The sequence below is a fragment of the Mesorhizobium sp. ORM8.1 genome (assembly GCF_053005525.2).
Genome location: NZ_CM132600.1, coordinates 3,669,322 through 3,684,837 on the forward strand (window position 1 = coordinate 3,669,322; position 15,516 = coordinate 3,684,837).

Sequence of the window (15,516 nt, forward strand, 5' to 3'; positions counted from 1 at the left end):
CAAGGGCGGCAATCGGCATTTTGCATCAGGCGCACTTCACCCTCCCCCTTGTGGGGGAGGGTCGGCGAGCGGTCGGAGCGAAGCGGAGAACGCTCGACGGGGCGGAGCAAAGAGTCTCTTCGACCCCCACCCCGATCCACTACGCGGATCGACGTGCCGGGGCGAGCCACGGGTCTCGCCCGTCCTTCGGACCCCACAAGGGGGAGGGTGGGCGCCTCTACTGCCTTTTATATTCCCGCACCGGCGACTTGGTGCCATCCGTGTATGTCACCTGCACGGCCATCGACATCACGTCGTCCTTGACCTTGAAATAGGGCTGGTAATTGTCGGGAATGGCGTAGGGATCCTTGGCGTCACAGGGCGGCATTTTTATCTCCTTGTCGAGCGCCGTGCCGTTCAGGCTGTAATGCACGCTTTTGCGGCCAGCACCAGGCGCAGCGCCATGGCGATGGCGATGATCATAGCCGCGACGGCGGCGGCCAGCGCGATGTAGGCGGCAAACGGTCCCAGCGGGTTGAGCACGTCGCCAACCGCGCCGGCGACGAAGGCGAAGCTCGCCGCCCATTTGCCTGTCCTGCTGAGCGACGCCCGCAGCAGCGACGTCGCACCTGAGCTGATTTCCGACATGCCGACCCCCCAAACCGATGCGCCATCATAGCGGCAAGGCGATGTTGAAGGCAAAGCGGGCTGAGAAACCGTGCCCCGAAGAGCGCGAAAGCTGGGCAAATGCCCAGACGGCGCCGTTAACCAGTTGGACGGGGCGTATGCGTTACGTTAGCTTTCCTGCATCTCAGCAACAGCCCTAGAACAATCTTGCCCTATCCACGTCCCTTTCCCCTGCTTCAGAAACTGATCGCCGCGCTGGCGCTGCTCGTGCTGGTCGCCGGCTGCACCACCGCCGCGCAGCCGGAAAGCGTGCTCACTGTGCCGGCGCAGCCGCAGAAATACGCCGCGATCGTGATCGATGCCTCGACCGGCAAGACGCTGTTCGAGGTGAATTCGACCTCGCCACGCTATCCGGCGTCGCTGACCAAGATGATGACGCTCTACATGCTGTTCGAGGCGATGGAGAGCGGCCGGGTGACCAAGGAAACGCGGATTCCGGTTTCCGATCACGCCGCCTCGCAGCCGCCGACCAAGCTGCGCTTCAGGCGTGGCGAAACGATCGACGTCGATTCCGCCATCCGCGCCATGGTGGTGAAGTCGGCCAACGACGTTGCGGTCGCGGTAGGCGAATATCTCGGCGGGGGCTCGGAGGACCAGTTTGCCGCGATGATGACCGCCAAGGCGCGCTCGCTCGGCATGAGCCGCACCAACTTCCGCAACGCCTGCGGCCTGCCTGATGACGGCCAGACGACGAGCGCGCGCGACATGGCGGTGCTGGGGCTGGCGCTCGAACACCGCTTCCCGCAGCATTTCCACTATTTCTCCGAAAGCGACTTCATGTTCCGCGGCAAGCTGGTGCGCGGCCATAACGATATGCTGGGACGGGTGCACGGCGTCGACGGCATCAAGACCGGCTACATAAGAGCTTCCGGATACAACATCGTCACCTCCTACAATGCCGACGGCAGGCACCTGATCGTGGTGGTGATGGGCGCCGACAGCGCGCGACAGCGCAACGACCATGTCGAGGCGCTGATCCAGAGGAGCGTGGCGCCGACAACCGCCGACGCCACCCAGCCCAGGCTGATGTATGCCGGCCAGCAACCGGCTTCGCCGCTTCCGGGTTTGTCGCCGCCCGGCTCGGTGGCTGCTGGATCGGCGGCGCCGGCATCGGGGCTGCCCGGCCTGCCAGCCTCCGATTCGCCGGCGTCCGATTTACCGTCGCCGGATCTGGCGTCGCCGAATGCGCAGCTGCTGAGTTTGCCGACGCAGTAGAGCGTTGCGGCGGTGGAGCAGATCTGAGACGCTGGCGGGACAGCGCCCCCCTCTGTCCTACCGGACATCTCCCCCACGAGGGGGAGATCAGCTGTCATCACGGCTTTCGTCAATCACCAATGTCGCAGGATTGAGCAGGGCGCCCAAACCGCCAATCTCCCCCTCGTGGGAAGGGCAATCGCATATGAGTTTTTACGAAGAGGACCCCCACCCTAACCCTCCCCACAAGGGGAGGGAACGCTGCCGCATGCCATCCTTTTGGTGCCGAAACGTCGGCTGTTTGCGGAAATGAGCGCCTACCAAGTCTCCCTCCCCCTTGTGCGGAGGGGTTAGGGGTGGGGGTTCCTCTTCGTAAAAACTCATATGCGATCGCCCTGTCTCTCGTGGGGGAGATGTCCGGCAGGACAGAGGGGGCGCGAAGGAACGCTGCCTATCTAGCCTTGCGCCAACAGACCTCTACCGCACCACCAGCACCGGGATCTCGGTCAGCGACACGACTTCCGCGGTCTGGCTGCCGAGCACCAGCCGTCCCAGTCCGCGGCGGCCGTGCGAGGCCATGACGATGAGGTCGCTGCTTTCAGAGCGGGCGACGTCGAGGATCGCCTCGGCGGGCGTCCGGTTCTCGATATGCAAGGTCTTGGCGCGCACGCCGAGCGCCTCGGCCTCGGCCTTGCACTTCTCCAGCACCTCGGCGGCATATTTGCGCGCGCTTTCCTCGTAATTGACCAGCTCGTCGGCCGCGACATAGCCGGCCATGGCGCCACCCCAGGCCAGAGCGGGGAACGCCTCCGACACGTTGACGAAGGTGACAGCGGCGCCGAGGCCCCTGGCCAGCTCCAGGCCGTGGGCGACGCCCTTGCCGGCCAGTTCCGAGCCGTCCGTGGCGATCAGGATGTGTTTGTACATGATGACGATCCCTGTTGTTGCGCGGGGCGATCTGGCGCCCCGGTGGCGGATGCCTGGCCGGGCGTGCGAGCGCGGCTGGGTTTAACCTTGATGTAGTTTATCGAACCGCCCGGCCACAGGGGCTGGATGGGGCCAGAGGGCGGGGACGATGGCGCCAGGGGTAGGGATTTAACTTTCAAGAACTGCGCCGCCCCTCACCTGCCTGCCGGCATCCTCTCCCCGTATAGTGACGGGGAGAGGGGCGCTGTCATCGCCGGCTTCGCCAATCGCCAGCGGTGCAGGAAGAGCGCTGAGGGTGCGGCCGGCCTTCTTCTCCCCGTCACTATACGGGGAGAAGGTGCCGGCAGGCGGATGAGGGGCGGCGCGAACTCCGGAGATTGGCTGTTGCTCGCCAAGCCTCGCCAGCTTGCCGAGCCGCGCCCCCGCAAAGTTAGCGACAGAGAGCTGACAGCCGACATCACAACCGCTTGCAAAACCAACCAATTGCCATCGTCACGGTGGATATACCTCACCGCCTTAGCGTATCGTGAAACACGCGCCAGCAGGAGACGGCATCATGAGCACCGCCCCCAAGATTTCCGAACAGGTCAAAGCGGCCAACGAGAACGACGACATCGCCGGCGAATATCTCGAGGCGGAGACCGTGTCGGAGGGCGACGAGCACGCCGCCGACGAAATCCTCGAAGCGCCGGAAGTGCCGGATTCCGAACCGCATGTTCCGGGCTCCGGGCGGATCAAGGCGAAGAAAAAGCCGTCGGCGATATCGGGGCGCAAATTCCGCAAGCGCGACCTGGTGCGCATCGACGATCTCAGGCCAAGCCTTGCCGACCGCATCCGCTCCGACCATCCCGACCTGCCGCGCGGCGCCCGCGTCAGCCGCGAGGAGCTTGGCCGCTACCGCATGCGCTACATGGAAGAGCTGCTGCAGCAGGAGCACGGCGAATTCTCCGAGCTCGACCGCCAGGTGGTGGAATCGATCGCCAAACAGGACACGATTTCGGAAAACTCGGAAGAAGAGTTCGAGGAGCACCGGACGTTTCCCGACCGCGTCTCCGACAACATGGCCGCCTTCGGCGGCAGCTGGTGGTTCCTGATCTCATTCGCCACCGTGCTCCTGGTCTGGATCGGCATCAACCTGTTCGAGGGTTTGAATGGCGCCTTCGACCCCTACCCCTTCATCCTGCTCAACCTCCTGCTCTCCTGCATCGCCGCCATCCAGGCGCCGGTGATCATGATGAGCCAGAAGCGCCAGGAGGTGAAAGACCGCCTGCGCTCCTTCAACGAATACCGCGTCAACCTCAAGGCCGAGCTCGAAGTGCGCCATCTGCACGAAAAGCTGGACTATCTGATCTCGCGCCAATGGACGCGGCTTGCCGAAATGCAGCAGATGCAGCTCGACGCGATGAACGAGTTGGCGGGTGCGAAGAAGCAGAAGCACACCGCAAGGCGCGTGCGGCGCAGGGTGGCGAAGGGTGGGGCGGAGGGGTGAGGCTTGGGTTCCTCGCCCCACGAAGTGGGGTCCGAAGGACGGGCGAGACCCGTGGCTCGCCCCGGTATGGTGGCTCGGCGAAGCCGAGATGGAGAGGGGAGCGCCATCTCCGACAGCCTCAGACAATCAACCCATCACGGCCGTCACCAACCCAATTGCCCGTTGAAGCCCGAAGCGGCTTCCGCTAAGAAGCCGTGACTGGCCGGCTCACCGGCCGGTTCGTTTTCCGGTTCACCGGGAGGCACCCGTAGCTCAGCTGGATAGAGCGCTGCCCTCCGAAGGCAGAGGTCACAGGTTCGAATCCTGTCGGGTGCGCCAACAAAGTCAGTTACTTAGCGTAGGTTTGGCTGCCCCGGCGGACATTTTCCCACAGGTTCATCCCACACAAGCGCCGCATTCGGGGTTCCGGCTGTTTGGCTAGCTTGGCGACCGCTGTGGTCGTTCTATCGCGGCCTTTCGGATACAGAAGCAAGCCCAAGGTTTGGACTCGGCTGACCCCCCCTTTACGTCGGTGGCCATGACGTCACCCGACAGGATCAAGGATGGTCCATTCCCTCACTCCCCCAAATATCGTTTCCCGAAGGGCAAGCAGGATCGCGAAACAGTCGCAGACGTGCAAGCGCCAGGGGCAGACCTGTCTAGGCGGGAGGCTTCTCGATCAGGGCTTTGGCAATGGCGAGGTGCTGCCAATAGCTGTCCTTGTAGCTGTAGAAGGGATGGGAAAGCGTCGAGCTACGCGACGCCCAACCCTTGATATCCCATCCAGCCTCAAGCAGATCAGACGCTGCAAAAACGAACTCCAGCGACCTTGTGAAGAAGCCGCCTAAGTCTTGGAAGTTGGCCGCGTAATCGACGGTGTTTTTGCCGAGAGGCCCGTGCACATAATGGTTCCTGCAATTGACGGCCTGGTCTAGCACCCAAATCAACTCAGGAAATCTATCTCCAACAGCCGCCACGATGGGAGCTGCCCGGTGGCGGACTTTGTTTTTCAAGCTGCTCTTTCCCGCCCGCTTAAGCTCTACCAGGATGGAGGCTCGTTCAGGGCTATCGGGCAGATCGAGGAAGAGCTTTCGAGTCTGGTCACGGGCAGTTTTGAACTCTTCGGACAGCTTGGAATCTGCCGGGACCGCGGTACCGGGTAGGATGTCGAACATGTTTGCCGAGCCGACCAGCCGATCTATGTCGAACAGATCCAGTTTGCGAAGACATCCAGAGTAGCGCGCGCGTGCATCCCGCCAATCGGGACCGCGCTTGACCCAGTCCTTCAAAACCTGTGCAAATTCTTCTGGCCGCCTGACCGCACTGGTCGGCAAGTCCGGAGGTTGCGGTCGGCTGCTGGCCGGAAAGTCGAGGCGCTGTTTCATGCTGCTATAAACCTCGAAAATCGCAGGCACCTCGGAACCCGACTTGATTATCGGGTGAGAAAGCAACCTGATCTCCTCGAATTGCTGAGGTCGCCCCGCTACCATCGAAAAGAATGGCTCAAGCAGGAAAGCCGCCTCAATGGCGCCGTTGAAGCTCTGGACGGACGCAAATTCGATCTCAACCCAGATTGAGTTGGTGAAGCCGCTACCCGTTGGTCCGCCCCACGTCATGGCCGGCAAATTGTTGGCTGAGATTGTGCCTATTTCGGTCGGTACACTGACGATCGAATGTTTGCCTGAAAAATAGGCCAGTGCCGGGTGAACTCCTACCGGAATGTCTCGATTAAGGCTCTTGGCTTTCTCTGCCAAAACCGGCTTCACGACAGATGGATCGAGAATCATCCCAAAGGCATCGAAGTCGTAGAAGATTCGCCAAGAATCCGTGAGGCGAAGCATGATCGAGGTGAACATCAGATCGTCAGTGACGTGCGTGTCGCCAAAGACTATGTGGTGAGGGAAAATCGTATGGCGGTGTTTGGAAGCGTTTCCTTCAGCATCTGTCTTTCGACTACTAGCCATTTGGATGCAGTCGATCAGAGATACTTTTATAGTGTGGTCGACAACGCCGTGGATCGTTAGTTCATGCTCTCCTGGATAAAGCTCATAGTCGACGTCATGCAGCACGAGTTCGGTATCGTGGCCCTGGAGTGAAAGCTCGCCGTAAATCCCTTTCTGGGCAGGGAAATCGAACTTCCCTAGCGCCCTGGAGCCGTCGGTCCACTTGTTGGCCAATTGAGTTCCTCCCGCCAGTTAATCATCGTCGTGCTCGGCGCCAACCGGCCGCGCGGGCCTCGGCCTCACTGCAGAACCAGAGTCACGCTATAATATTCTTGGCCGGGCACATGATAGATGCGCTGGCCGCCGCCGCCGACAGTTCTCGGCCAGCCCTGTAATCGGTTCTTCCGAACAGCGCATTCGCTCAAACCGTCGGTTCGACCTTTTCTCCGGCGGCCGCACGGAGGGATACTGCCTTTTGGGCTGGGGTGATCGCCGAAGAGATCGCCGCCGTTCCAAAATGCTTTCGCACGAACTCGATCTGGCGATCATCTGTACCCCAGACGTATTCGCGCGCCTGCGTGACGACGGCCTTGTTCATGCCTTTGGCGAGTTGCGTGTGCGGCTGTGACTTCGCCCAGTGCTGCATTTTGGGGTCGTTCGAAGCTACGAACACAGTGTCTGGCGAGATCGGCAGAGCGATGTATGCCTTTGGGTTCGCGAGGCCAACGGGCCAATCGAGAGGGCGGTCCGATGTAAGCAGCGGCACCTTCGATCCGACGAGCTTGTGGACCGACCATGTCATATTGAAGATCGTTGGCCCAACCCTGTCGTTGTCGACAATTTGGATCAACATGTTTGTCGCTCCGATATGTGGTGCGGCCGGATTGAGCAGTTTTTCGAACTCTTCCCAGGTCAGCGGATCGTCCGGCCGACGCCACTTGGCAAAGTCCTTCTTAATGCTCTCCTGCGCTGTCGACCATATCTCGAGCATGTGCGTCTTAAGATCCTTGACAGTGTCCGGATTCCGGAAGCGGAGTGAAAGTAGATAACGCGTCCATGCGCCACGCATCTCCGACGTCCACGGTGCCCTGTCCCAGGCCAGCATCTTCTGCAGCGCTAGGTTGGCGGCGGTATCTACTGGCTTGAAGAAGTTCTCCTCGAGGTGATGCTCCTCCGCTGGTGTCAAACCGTCGGTCTTGTAGAGGTCTCGTTCGTAGCCGGTAGCGTTGGGGTGGAACCGGCCGAGAACAACGCGGCCGTTGATCAATCGCATCTGGCAAACAAGATCGTCCGTTCCGGCCCAAGGTTTGAGAGAGAACGCAGGATTGAAATGATGTTTCACGGGAGATTTTCCTACGCATTCCGAGTTCGCAGAGATCGCTTGGCCTCCGATTGAGATCCGAAGTCCCGATTAGCGCCCGACTTTTTGCCACAGTCAACTCTGGTACTCAGGGAAGTCTCGTGGTCCCAAGGGCTCGACGTTTAATTAGCCACACCATCAGCAGGTTATGTCCGCCGGCCGCCTTAATGCTGTTAACCTGCTCTCCGTCGCAATATCAAAAACGGTCAGGTACAAGTAGTGAGCGAGCCCTGCTTGATCATCTTCGCCCACTCCGGACCGAGCGTGGTTTTAGCATCAACCGCATTGGCTCCTGCCGGATCACTGTCCTTGAACATCTTAATCGCGAAGGCCTGCGAATGGTGACCGGAATAGACCGTGGGTCCAGGTTGGTAAGTCGTTGTCGCGTTCAGCAGCCCGCCGTTGACGGTGCCAACAGTGTTATATGTCCCCGGCATCTGGGTCGCGGTGACGGTATTCTGGGCTGCGGCGTCGTAAATAATGTATTTGTCGAACCCAGCTTTGATTGTCTCGATGGCGGCTTCTCTTACCGCGACTCTCTCGGCGCCGACACCACCGCAAACAGGGGCCGCTCTGGCCGTCACGATGGCAGTGTCGCCTGATGTCTGAACAACACTAGTTCCTGCACATCCCGAAACGGCCAGCGCAATACAAAGTGCCAGTACGATCTTCATGAAATTCCCCCATTCTTCCCCGACCAAGTAATATCCCGGTCGCTGATAAAAATGAAGGCGGTAGAAGCTACTTCCAGTTATATAGACCGCGAATGCGAAACCGGTGGTAGCCATCCACTGAGCTACTGCAATTCGACGCGTCAATTGAGGTGCGACGGGCAATCTGAAATCTTAGGTCGATATCAACTGCTCGATAAATCTTCTAGAAATTTAGCCCCTCACCCCAGCGTCTCGCGTATCGCTGCCGCCAACCGCTCGACCCCATCCCTTGTCTGCGCGGCATCACACGCCGCATACCCCAGCACCAGCCCTTGGGTCGCCGCCGTGTTCTGGAAATATTTCGACAGCGGCGAGACGTTGATCGCCCGCTTTGCCGCCGCCTGGCTGACCTTGATGTCGTCGATGCCTTCCCTCAGATAGCCCACCACCTGGATGCCGGCTTCGGCGGGGGAGAGGGTGATTTCGTCGCTGAGCCGCTCCGATACAATGTCGCGAAAAAGCTGGCGGCGCTGGGCGTAGATGCGGCGCATGCGCTTCAGGTGGCGGCTCATATGGCCTTCGGTGATGAAATCGGCGAGCGCGGCCTGCAGGAGCAGCGGCGCGAACTGGCCTGTGGTGGAGAGCGCGTTGACGATGCGGCCGGCGAGCTCCGGCGGCAGCACCATGAAGCCGAGGCGAAGTGCGGGAAACAACAGCTTGGCGAAGGTGCCGACATAGATGACGCGGCCGGAGCGGTCCATGCTCTGGATCGCTGGCACGGGGCGGCCTTGAAAGCGGTATTCGCCGTCGAAATCGTCCTCGATCACCCAGGAATTGGCGGTCTCGGCGATGTCGAGCAGGCGCAGCCGCTCCTCCATGCGCATGGTGATGCCGAGCGGATGCTGGCAGGCCGGCGTCACATAGATGAGCCGCGGCGAAAAATCAGGCATGTCGAGGCGCCAGCCGCGCTCCTGGTCGACCGGGATGGGCAGGATCTTTGCGCCGGCCACGGTGAAGGCGGCCTTGGCGCCGTAATAGCCGGGCTCCTCCATCCAGACGGTGTCGCCGGGGTCGAGCAGCAGGCGGGCGAGAAGATCGAAGGCGGCCTGCGCACCGGTGGTGATGACGATCTGCTCCGGCCTGCAGCGCACGCCGCGCGCGGAAAACAGATAGCCGGCGATCGCTGTTTTCAGCGCCGGATGTCCAGTGACGTCATAAGTGCCGAACAAGGTCTCGCCGCCATGGCTGGCGCGGCGCGCCACCAGCCGGCCCCAGACGCCGAAGGGAAAGCTCTGCGCATCCGGCATGCCGGGGTGGAAGGCGACATGGCCGGGCGTGCCGTGATGGTAGGGCTGGCTGAGCAGCAGCTGCCCGCGCTGCGATGGCGAGCGCAACGGCACGGGCGGGGCTTCCGCCAATGTTTCGCGCGGGCCTTCGGGCAGGTCGACGATCACGGGCCGCGCGCCTTGGCGGTTGGCGAGATAGCCTTCGGTGACGAGCTGGTCGTAGGCGGTGACGATGGTGTTGCGGCCAAGGTCGAGCTCGGCGGCCAGCGCGCGGGTGGAGGGCAGCTCCGAGCCCGGCGGCAGCGCGCGGTTGCGGATGATGGCGACGAGGCCATGGTAGAGCTGGCGCGACAGGTGCTCGGGGCTGGCGCGGTTGACGGCGAGCATGTCGAGGGGGAAGGCTTGGGGTTTGGGGTGGGGGCGCATGGATGCTAGCCGCCGCCGCAGGTGGAATGGCGTGCCGAGACGCGCTTGCCTTGCACGGCCGCACGAGGCCCCCTCTCTGCCCTGCCGGGCATCTCCCCCTCAAGGGGGGAGATTGGCAGCTTCGGCGCCTCGCTTTTCTTTGCAATGTTGGTGATTGGCGGAGGCCGTCACGCCGCCTGATCTCCCCCTTGAGGGGGAGATGCCCGGCAGGGCAGAGAGGGGGGCCTCGCGCCAACGATTGATGATTTCCAAATGGTCCATCACCCCATCCTGCCACACCCACCCTCCAACTTGAACTGGTTCCTTCATTTTCCCGAAAACTGGACCTCGCGATGGAGACAGAGCGGGGTAGACTTCGCCTCATGACGTTGGGGTAAGACGTCGACGCGAAGTTCGGCTAGGCGCTGGGAGGGGTCCGGCCAGACCAACAAGGCAGGGCTTCACATCCTGCGCCAAGAACCCGGATTCACTTCAACCTCCCACGGACCCCGCGGCCGTTTGGCCGCGGGCGGAAAGCGAGCAATGACAACTGTACGACTTGGCATCAATCCGATCACCTGGAGCAATGACGACGTGCCGGAGCTCGGCGGCGACACGCCGCTGGAGACGTGTCTCTCCGAAACCGCTCAAGCCGGTTATGCCGGCACGGAGCTCGGTGGCAAGTTCCCGCGCGACAGCCGCACGCTGCGGCCGATCCTCGACCATTACGGGCTGGCGCTGGTCTCCGGCTGGTATGATGGCCGCATCTGCGAGAAGGATGTCGACGAAGAGTTCGAGGCGATCCGGCCGCATCTGACCTTGTTGCGCGACCTCGGCGCCCGGCGCGTCGTCTATGCCGACACCTCGCGCGGCCGCCATGGCGGCATCCATGACCCGATCTCGCAGCGGCCGAAGCTCGCGGACGACGAATGGAAGCCTTACGGCGCCAAGATCACGCGGCTTGCCGAACGGTTTGCCGATTTCGGCGTCGGCATGGCTTTCCATCACCACATGGGCACCATCGTCGAGACCGACGCGGAGATCGACCGGTTGATGGCGACCACCGGCGATGCGGTCGGGCTGCTCTACGATACCGGGCATTGCGCCTTTTCCGGCGGCGACCCGGAGCAGCTTCTGCGCCGGCATGTCGGCCGCGTCGTGCATGTCCATTGCAAGGATGTGCGCCCGGCGATGCTGAAGAAGGCGCGCGCCACCGACATGAGCTTCATGGGCGCGGTGATGGAAGGCATTTTCACCGTGCCGGGCGACGGCGCGATCGATTATCCGACGCTGCTGAAGATCCTCGCCGACAAGGGCTATGCAGGCTGGCTGGTGGTGGAGGCCGAGCAGGACCCGGCCAAGGCGCACCCGCTGACCTATGCCACGCTGGGGTATCGCAATCTGAAGGCGTTGGCAGAAGGCGCCGGCTTTTATGTGCACGAACGGCAGGAGTGAGAGCATAATGGGGCTCCGGGGAGGGCGATGAGTTCGGTCCTGTACAAAAGCGTGGTCAAGAATTTCGGCGCCCTCAACGTGCTCCGGTCTCTCGACCTCGCCGTGCCCGACCACAAATTCCTCGCCCTGCTCGGCCCGTCGGGCTGCGGCAAGACGACGGCGCTGCGCATCCTTGCAGGGCTGGACATGCCGAGCGCCGGCAAGGTGTTCATCGGCGAGCGCGACGTCACTCGCCTGCAGCCGCGCGACCGCGACATCGCCATGGTCTTCCAGAGTTACGCGCTCTACCCGCAGATGACGGTCGCCGAAAATATCGGCTATCCGCTGTGGATCCGCGGCACGCCGGACGCTGGGCGCAAGGCCAAGATCGGCGAGGTCGCGGCTATCCTCGAGATCGGCCACCTGCTCGACCGCAGGCCGCGCCAGCTCTCCGGCGGCCAGCGCCAGCGCGTGGCGCTGGCCCGCGCCATCGTGCGCGACCCCGCGGCCTTCCTGATGGACGAGCCGCTGTCCAATCTCGATGCCCGGCTGCGGCTCACCATGCGCGGCGAGATCAAGCGGCTCTGCCAGCGGCTCAGCGCCACCACCATCTACGTCACCCATGACCAGGTCGAGGCGCTGACCATGGCCGACTTCGTCGCCGTCATGCATGGCGGCGATCTGCAGCAGATGGCGCCGCCCATCGATATATACGACCGCCCGGCTAACCGTTTCGTCGCCACCTTCGTCGGCAATCCGCCGATGAACATCCTGCCGGTGGCGCTTACCGAGCAAGGCGTGATGGCGAGCGGAAAGATCGTTGCGCTGGAGCGGACACGGCTCACCACGTGCCGCCTGGCCGAAATCGTCGAGATCGGGCTCAGGCCGGAAGATTGCAGCGTCGCCCAACCCGATGCGCCGGAAGCGCTGCCCGGCGAGATCTATGTCGTCGAGCCGATGGGCAACGAGACACTGGTCAATGTCCGTCTCGACGGCGGCAACGTCTCGGTGCGGGCCGGGCGTGATTTCCGGGGTGCTGTGGGTGAAAGCATCGGCGTCGCCTTCGACCCGGCGAACGCCTGTTTCTTCAATACGGCCGGCCTTACCGCCGTCCACAGGGTCAACAACAATGGGAGAGTGAAATGATGCATTCAAGCAGACTTACTCGCCGCTCCGTCATCAAGGGCGGGCTCGGCCTGGCTATGGCCAGCACGGCCCTCACCGCGCTCGGCCTGCCGATGCCGGCCAGGGCAGCCGGCAAGAAGGTCATCATCGGCGCCTTCGCCGATGGCGGACTGACGCCGTTCAAGCAGAAGATCATCCCGCTGGCGAAGGAGCAGGGCTTCGACATCGAGTTCCTCGAGGACGAATATGGCGTGACGCTGGAGAAGTGGTTCGCCGACGCCCAGAGCGGCGCGGGCCAGTACGACCTTTATCTGCTCGACGATCCATGGGTGCCGCAGTTCGGCGCAGCCAACGTGCTGGAGGATCTCGGCGCCGGCGGCATCGACGGCTCCGACAAGGACTGGATCGGCTCGATGATCGACATGGGCTACTGGCCGCCGCAGCAGGGACCGCGCGTCAAGGGCTTCGAGAACGCCAAGCCGACGCTGATCTGCGTGCCCTTCGTCGGCGATTTGCAGACGCTTACCTACCGCAACGACGTCTTCACCGGCGGCGCGCCGAAGACCTGGGACGAGGTGATCGCCAAGGGCAAGGAAGGCGTGGCGGCCGGCAAGATCAAATACCCGGTCGTCTTCCGCGGCGTCTCCGGCAACCCGATCGTCACCAGTTGGTATCCGATCTTCCTGTCGTTCGGCGGCGCCTTCTTCGACGACAAGTGGAACCCGATCTTCAACTCGGCCGAAGGCAAGGCATCGGCCGAGTTCTTCGTCGGCACGATGAAGCAGAACGCGCCGAGCGGCGTGGTCGAGTTCGACTCCGACCAGGAAGGCGCCGCGATCCTCGGCGGCGAGGCGGGCGCCATCATCCAGTATTCGGGCAATGCGCTCAAGGCCGACGATCCCGCCCAGACCAAGGTCGCCGGCAAGCTCGATTTCGGCGTTGTGCCGAAGCAGGAAAAGGCGATCGCGCAGATGGGTATCTTCATTGCCGGCGTGCCGAAATCGGCGCCCAACAAAGCGAACTCGATTGCGTTCCTGAAGTGGTATGTCAGCGCTGAAGCCCAGGCCAAGCTGTCGGAAGCGGGCTCGATCCCGGTCAAGCGCAGCGCCTTCGGCATCGCCAAGCCCGGCAACCGGCTGATCCCGGTCGCCCTGCAGCAGCTCGACGCCGGCGCGTTGCCGAGGCCGCGCACGCCGGACTGGGCGAAGGTCGAGGAACTGCTCGGCATCGAGCTCAACAAGGCGCTGCAGGCCGGTTCAGGCGGCGGCGCGGCGCTCGATACGGCCGCCAAGCAGGTCAAGGACTATTTGACCACGGCCGGTTACTACTGATGCAAAGCGGCATGCAGGCACGCAAATATCGCCTGCAGGGGGCGGGGCTCGACCTCGCCCTCCCATATCTCATGCTGGCGCCGGGCCTGATGATCGTGCTCGGTGTGCTTGTCTATCCGCTCTGGGATGGTCTCAGGGCCAGCACCAGGGCCTACCGCTACGGCTCGCCGATCTCCTATGTCGGCCTGCAGAACTATGTGCATCTGTGGAGCGACGCGCAGTTCCTGAATTCGCTCTGGGTCACCGTCAAGTTCGTCGCGCTGTCGGTGTCGATCGAGGCGGTGCTCGGCTTTGCGCTGGCGCTGTTCTGCCTGCGCGAGTTTCGCGGCATCCGCCTGCTCAGGACGGTGCTCATCATCCCGATGGTGGTCACTCCGGTCGTCGTCGCCATCGTCTTCCGCCTGATCTACGCCAGCGACGCCGGCATGCTGACGGCGCTGGCGGAGGCTATGGGCGGCGGCGCGGTGCAGATCCTCGGCAGTCCGTTCAAGGCCTTCATCGGCCTCGTCGTTCTCGACGTCTGGGAATGGACGCCGCTGATGTTCCTGATCCTGCTCGCCGGGCTGCAATCGCTGCCGCACGAGCCGTTCGAGGCGGCGCGTGTCGACGGCGCCGGCGCCTGGCGCGTCTTTGCCGATCTCACCTTCCCGATGATGCGGCCGGTGCTGGCAGTGGCGATCGTTCTACGCACTATCGATGCCTTCGGCACCTTTGACCAAGTTTTCGTCTTGACCCGTGGCGGGCCGGGCGAGGCGACGAGGCTGATCTCGATCTACGGCTACGACACCGCGTTCAAGTTCCAGCAGACCGGATACGCGGCGGCGCTGTTCGTGACGATCGGCCTCGTCGTGCTCGCGCTCGCCTTCAGCGCCATCAGGCTCCTGCGCAGGATCGACGCGTCATGAGTATCCGTCTGGCGCGCATCCTCACAACCATCTTCGTGCTGGCCGTCGTGCTGCTGCCAATCTACTGGCTGGTCTCGACCTCGCTCAAGTCCAACCGCGAGATCACCCAGGAAGGCACGCTCTACCCGCATGTGCCGACGTTCGACAATTACGTTAGGCTCTTCACCGAAAAGCAGTTTGGTTCCTACCTGACGAACTCGCTGGTGGTGACCTTCTTCTCCGTCGCCATCGCGCTGGCGGTCGGCGCGATGGGCGCTTATGCCATCGCCAGATTCCGCCTGCCTTTCGCCGCGGAGCGAAAGGTCGGCCTGTTCCTGTTGACGCTGCGCATCATCCCGCCGGTCGTCATCCTGATCCCCGTCTATCTGCTGATGCTCAGCCTCGGCCTGCTCGACAGCTGGCTCGGCCTGATCGCCACCTACACCGCCTTCAACGTCACCTTCTGCGTCTGGATGATGGAGAGCTTCTTTCGCGAGATCCCCGTCGATCTCGAGGAGGCTGCGATGGTCGACGGCGATTCGCGTTTCGGCGCCTTCCGCCGCATCACGCTGCCGCTGGCGGCGCCCGGGCTGGCGGCTACCGCCATCTTCGCGGTGCTGGTCACCTTCAACGAATTCCTCTTCGCGCTGGCGCTGACCGCGACGCCGCGGGCCATGACCATGCCGCGCGGCACCGCGACGCTGATTGGCCGCATCGACACCGATTGGGCCTCGATGGCGGCAGCCGGCGTCATCGGCGCGCTGCCGATCGTCTTCTTCGCGCTCCTGGTGCAGCGGCACCTGGTTCGCGGGCTCACCATGGGCGCGGTGAAGTGAACGC

14 protein-coding genes, 1 tRNA gene and 1 pseudogene are annotated in these 15,516 nt (G+C 62.9%); 8 read left to right on the forward strand and 8 right to left on the reverse strand.

Annotation, left to right across the window (positions count from 1 at the left end; genetic code table 11):
* Positions 1 to 217 precede the first annotated feature (217 nt).
* Both ACVDG8_RS18335 and ACVDG8_RS18340 read right to left on the reverse strand, forming a co-directional pair.
* Entirely contained in the window at positions 218 to 367 is a 150-nt protein-coding gene (locus ACVDG8_RS18335) for a hypothetical protein (RefSeq protein ID WP_447255934.1), read from the reverse strand.
* Between the two features lie 29 nt (positions 368 to 396).
* On the reverse strand, positions 397 to 627 hold the full coding sequence (locus tag ACVDG8_RS18340) for a hypothetical protein (protein ID WP_447255935.1): 231 nt from the start codon (positions 625 to 627) through the stop codon (positions 397 to 399).
* 186 nt (positions 628 to 813) lie between these two features.
* Here ACVDG8_RS18340 and ACVDG8_RS18345 point away from each other — a divergent pair, with 186 nt between their 5' ends.
* Positions 814 to 1,881, forward strand: a complete 1,068-nt coding sequence (locus tag ACVDG8_RS18345) for a D-alanyl-D-alanine carboxypeptidase family protein (RefSeq protein WP_455707810.1) — start codon at positions 814 to 816, stop codon at positions 1,879 to 1,881.
* Positions 1,882 to 2,337: 456 nt separating this feature from the next.
* Here ACVDG8_RS18345 and ACVDG8_RS18350 read toward each other — a convergent pair whose 3' ends face one another.
* The gene (locus tag ACVDG8_RS18350) at positions 2,338 to 2,787 is read right to left on the reverse strand and encodes a universal stress protein (protein ID WP_447255936.1); all 450 of its coding nucleotides are present in this window, start codon (positions 2,785 to 2,787) and stop codon (positions 2,338 to 2,340) included.
* 556 nt (positions 2,788 to 3,343) lie between these two features.
* On the opposite strand from ACVDG8_RS18350, the gene ACVDG8_RS18355 reads away from it, so the two are divergent.
* Entirely contained in the window at positions 3,344 to 4,276 is a 933-nt protein-coding gene (locus ACVDG8_RS18355; protein WP_447255937.1) for a DUF1003 domain-containing protein, read from the forward strand.
* A 241-nt stretch (positions 4,277 to 4,517) separates the two neighbouring features.
* A tRNA-Arg gene (locus ACVDG8_RS18360) sits at positions 4,518 to 4,594 on the forward strand.
* Between the two features lie 320 nt (positions 4,595 to 4,914).
* Here ACVDG8_RS18360 and ACVDG8_RS18365 read toward each other — a convergent pair.
* The 5 genes and pseudogenes from ACVDG8_RS18365 to mocR form a co-directional block, all read right to left on the reverse strand.
* A complete protein-coding gene (locus ACVDG8_RS18365) occupies positions 4,915 to 6,432 on the reverse strand; it encodes an ApeA N-terminal domain 1-containing protein (protein ID WP_447255938.1) in 1,518 nt (505 codons plus the stop codon).
* Positions 6,433 to 6,454: 22 nt separating this feature from the next.
* A pseudogene (locus ACVDG8_RS18370) lies at positions 6,455 to 6,560 on the reverse strand (sunset domain-containing protein); the annotation flags it as partial.
* Positions 6,561 to 6,619: 59 nt separating this feature from the next.
* On the reverse strand, positions 6,620 to 7,540 hold the full coding sequence (locus ACVDG8_RS18375; RefSeq protein WP_447255939.1) for a DUF4238 domain-containing protein: 921 nt from the start codon (positions 7,538 to 7,540) through the stop codon (positions 6,620 to 6,622).
* A 224-nt stretch (positions 7,541 to 7,764) separates the two neighbouring features.
* Positions 7,765 to 8,232, reverse strand: coding sequence for a hypothetical protein (locus tag ACVDG8_RS18380; protein ID WP_447255940.1), 468 nt, complete (start codon positions 8,230 to 8,232; stop codon positions 7,765 to 7,767).
* 218 nt (positions 8,233 to 8,450) lie between these two features.
* Complete coding sequence (gene mocR / locus ACVDG8_RS18385; protein ID WP_447255941.1) at positions 8,451 to 9,923, reverse strand: rhizopine catabolism transcriptional regulator MocR; 1,473 nt, start codon at positions 9,921 to 9,923, stop codon at positions 8,451 to 8,453.
* Positions 9,924 to 10,445: 522 nt separating this feature from the next.
* Between mocR and iolE the strand changes: the two genes are divergently transcribed.
* From iolE to ACVDG8_RS18410, 5 genes are read left to right on the forward strand one after another with little or no spacing between them, the layout of a single operon-like run.
* The gene (gene iolE, locus ACVDG8_RS18390; RefSeq protein ID WP_447255942.1) at positions 10,446 to 11,357 is read left to right on the forward strand and encodes a myo-inosose-2 dehydratase; all 912 of its coding nucleotides are present in this window, start codon (positions 10,446 to 10,448) and stop codon (positions 11,355 to 11,357) included.
* A 27-nt stretch (positions 11,358 to 11,384) separates the two neighbouring features.
* Entirely contained in the window at positions 11,385 to 12,482 is a 1,098-nt protein-coding gene (locus ACVDG8_RS18395) for an ABC transporter ATP-binding protein (protein WP_447255943.1), read from the forward strand.
* A complete protein-coding gene (locus tag ACVDG8_RS18400; protein ID WP_447255944.1) occupies positions 12,479 to 13,792 on the forward strand; it encodes an extracellular solute-binding protein in 1,314 nt (437 codons plus the stop codon). The genes ACVDG8_RS18395 and ACVDG8_RS18400 overlap by 4 nt, the downstream gene beginning before the upstream one ends.
* Positions 13,793 to 13,803: 11 nt before the next feature.
* Complete coding sequence (locus tag ACVDG8_RS18405; protein WP_447255945.1) at positions 13,804 to 14,697, forward strand: carbohydrate ABC transporter permease; 894 nt, start codon at positions 13,804 to 13,806, stop codon at positions 14,695 to 14,697.
* Entirely contained in the window at positions 14,694 to 15,512 is an 819-nt protein-coding gene (locus ACVDG8_RS18410) for a carbohydrate ABC transporter permease (RefSeq protein ID WP_447255946.1), read from the forward strand. Before ACVDG8_RS18405 ends, ACVDG8_RS18410 begins: the two co-directional genes overlap by 4 nt.
* Positions 15,513 to 15,516 lie beyond the last annotated feature (4 nt).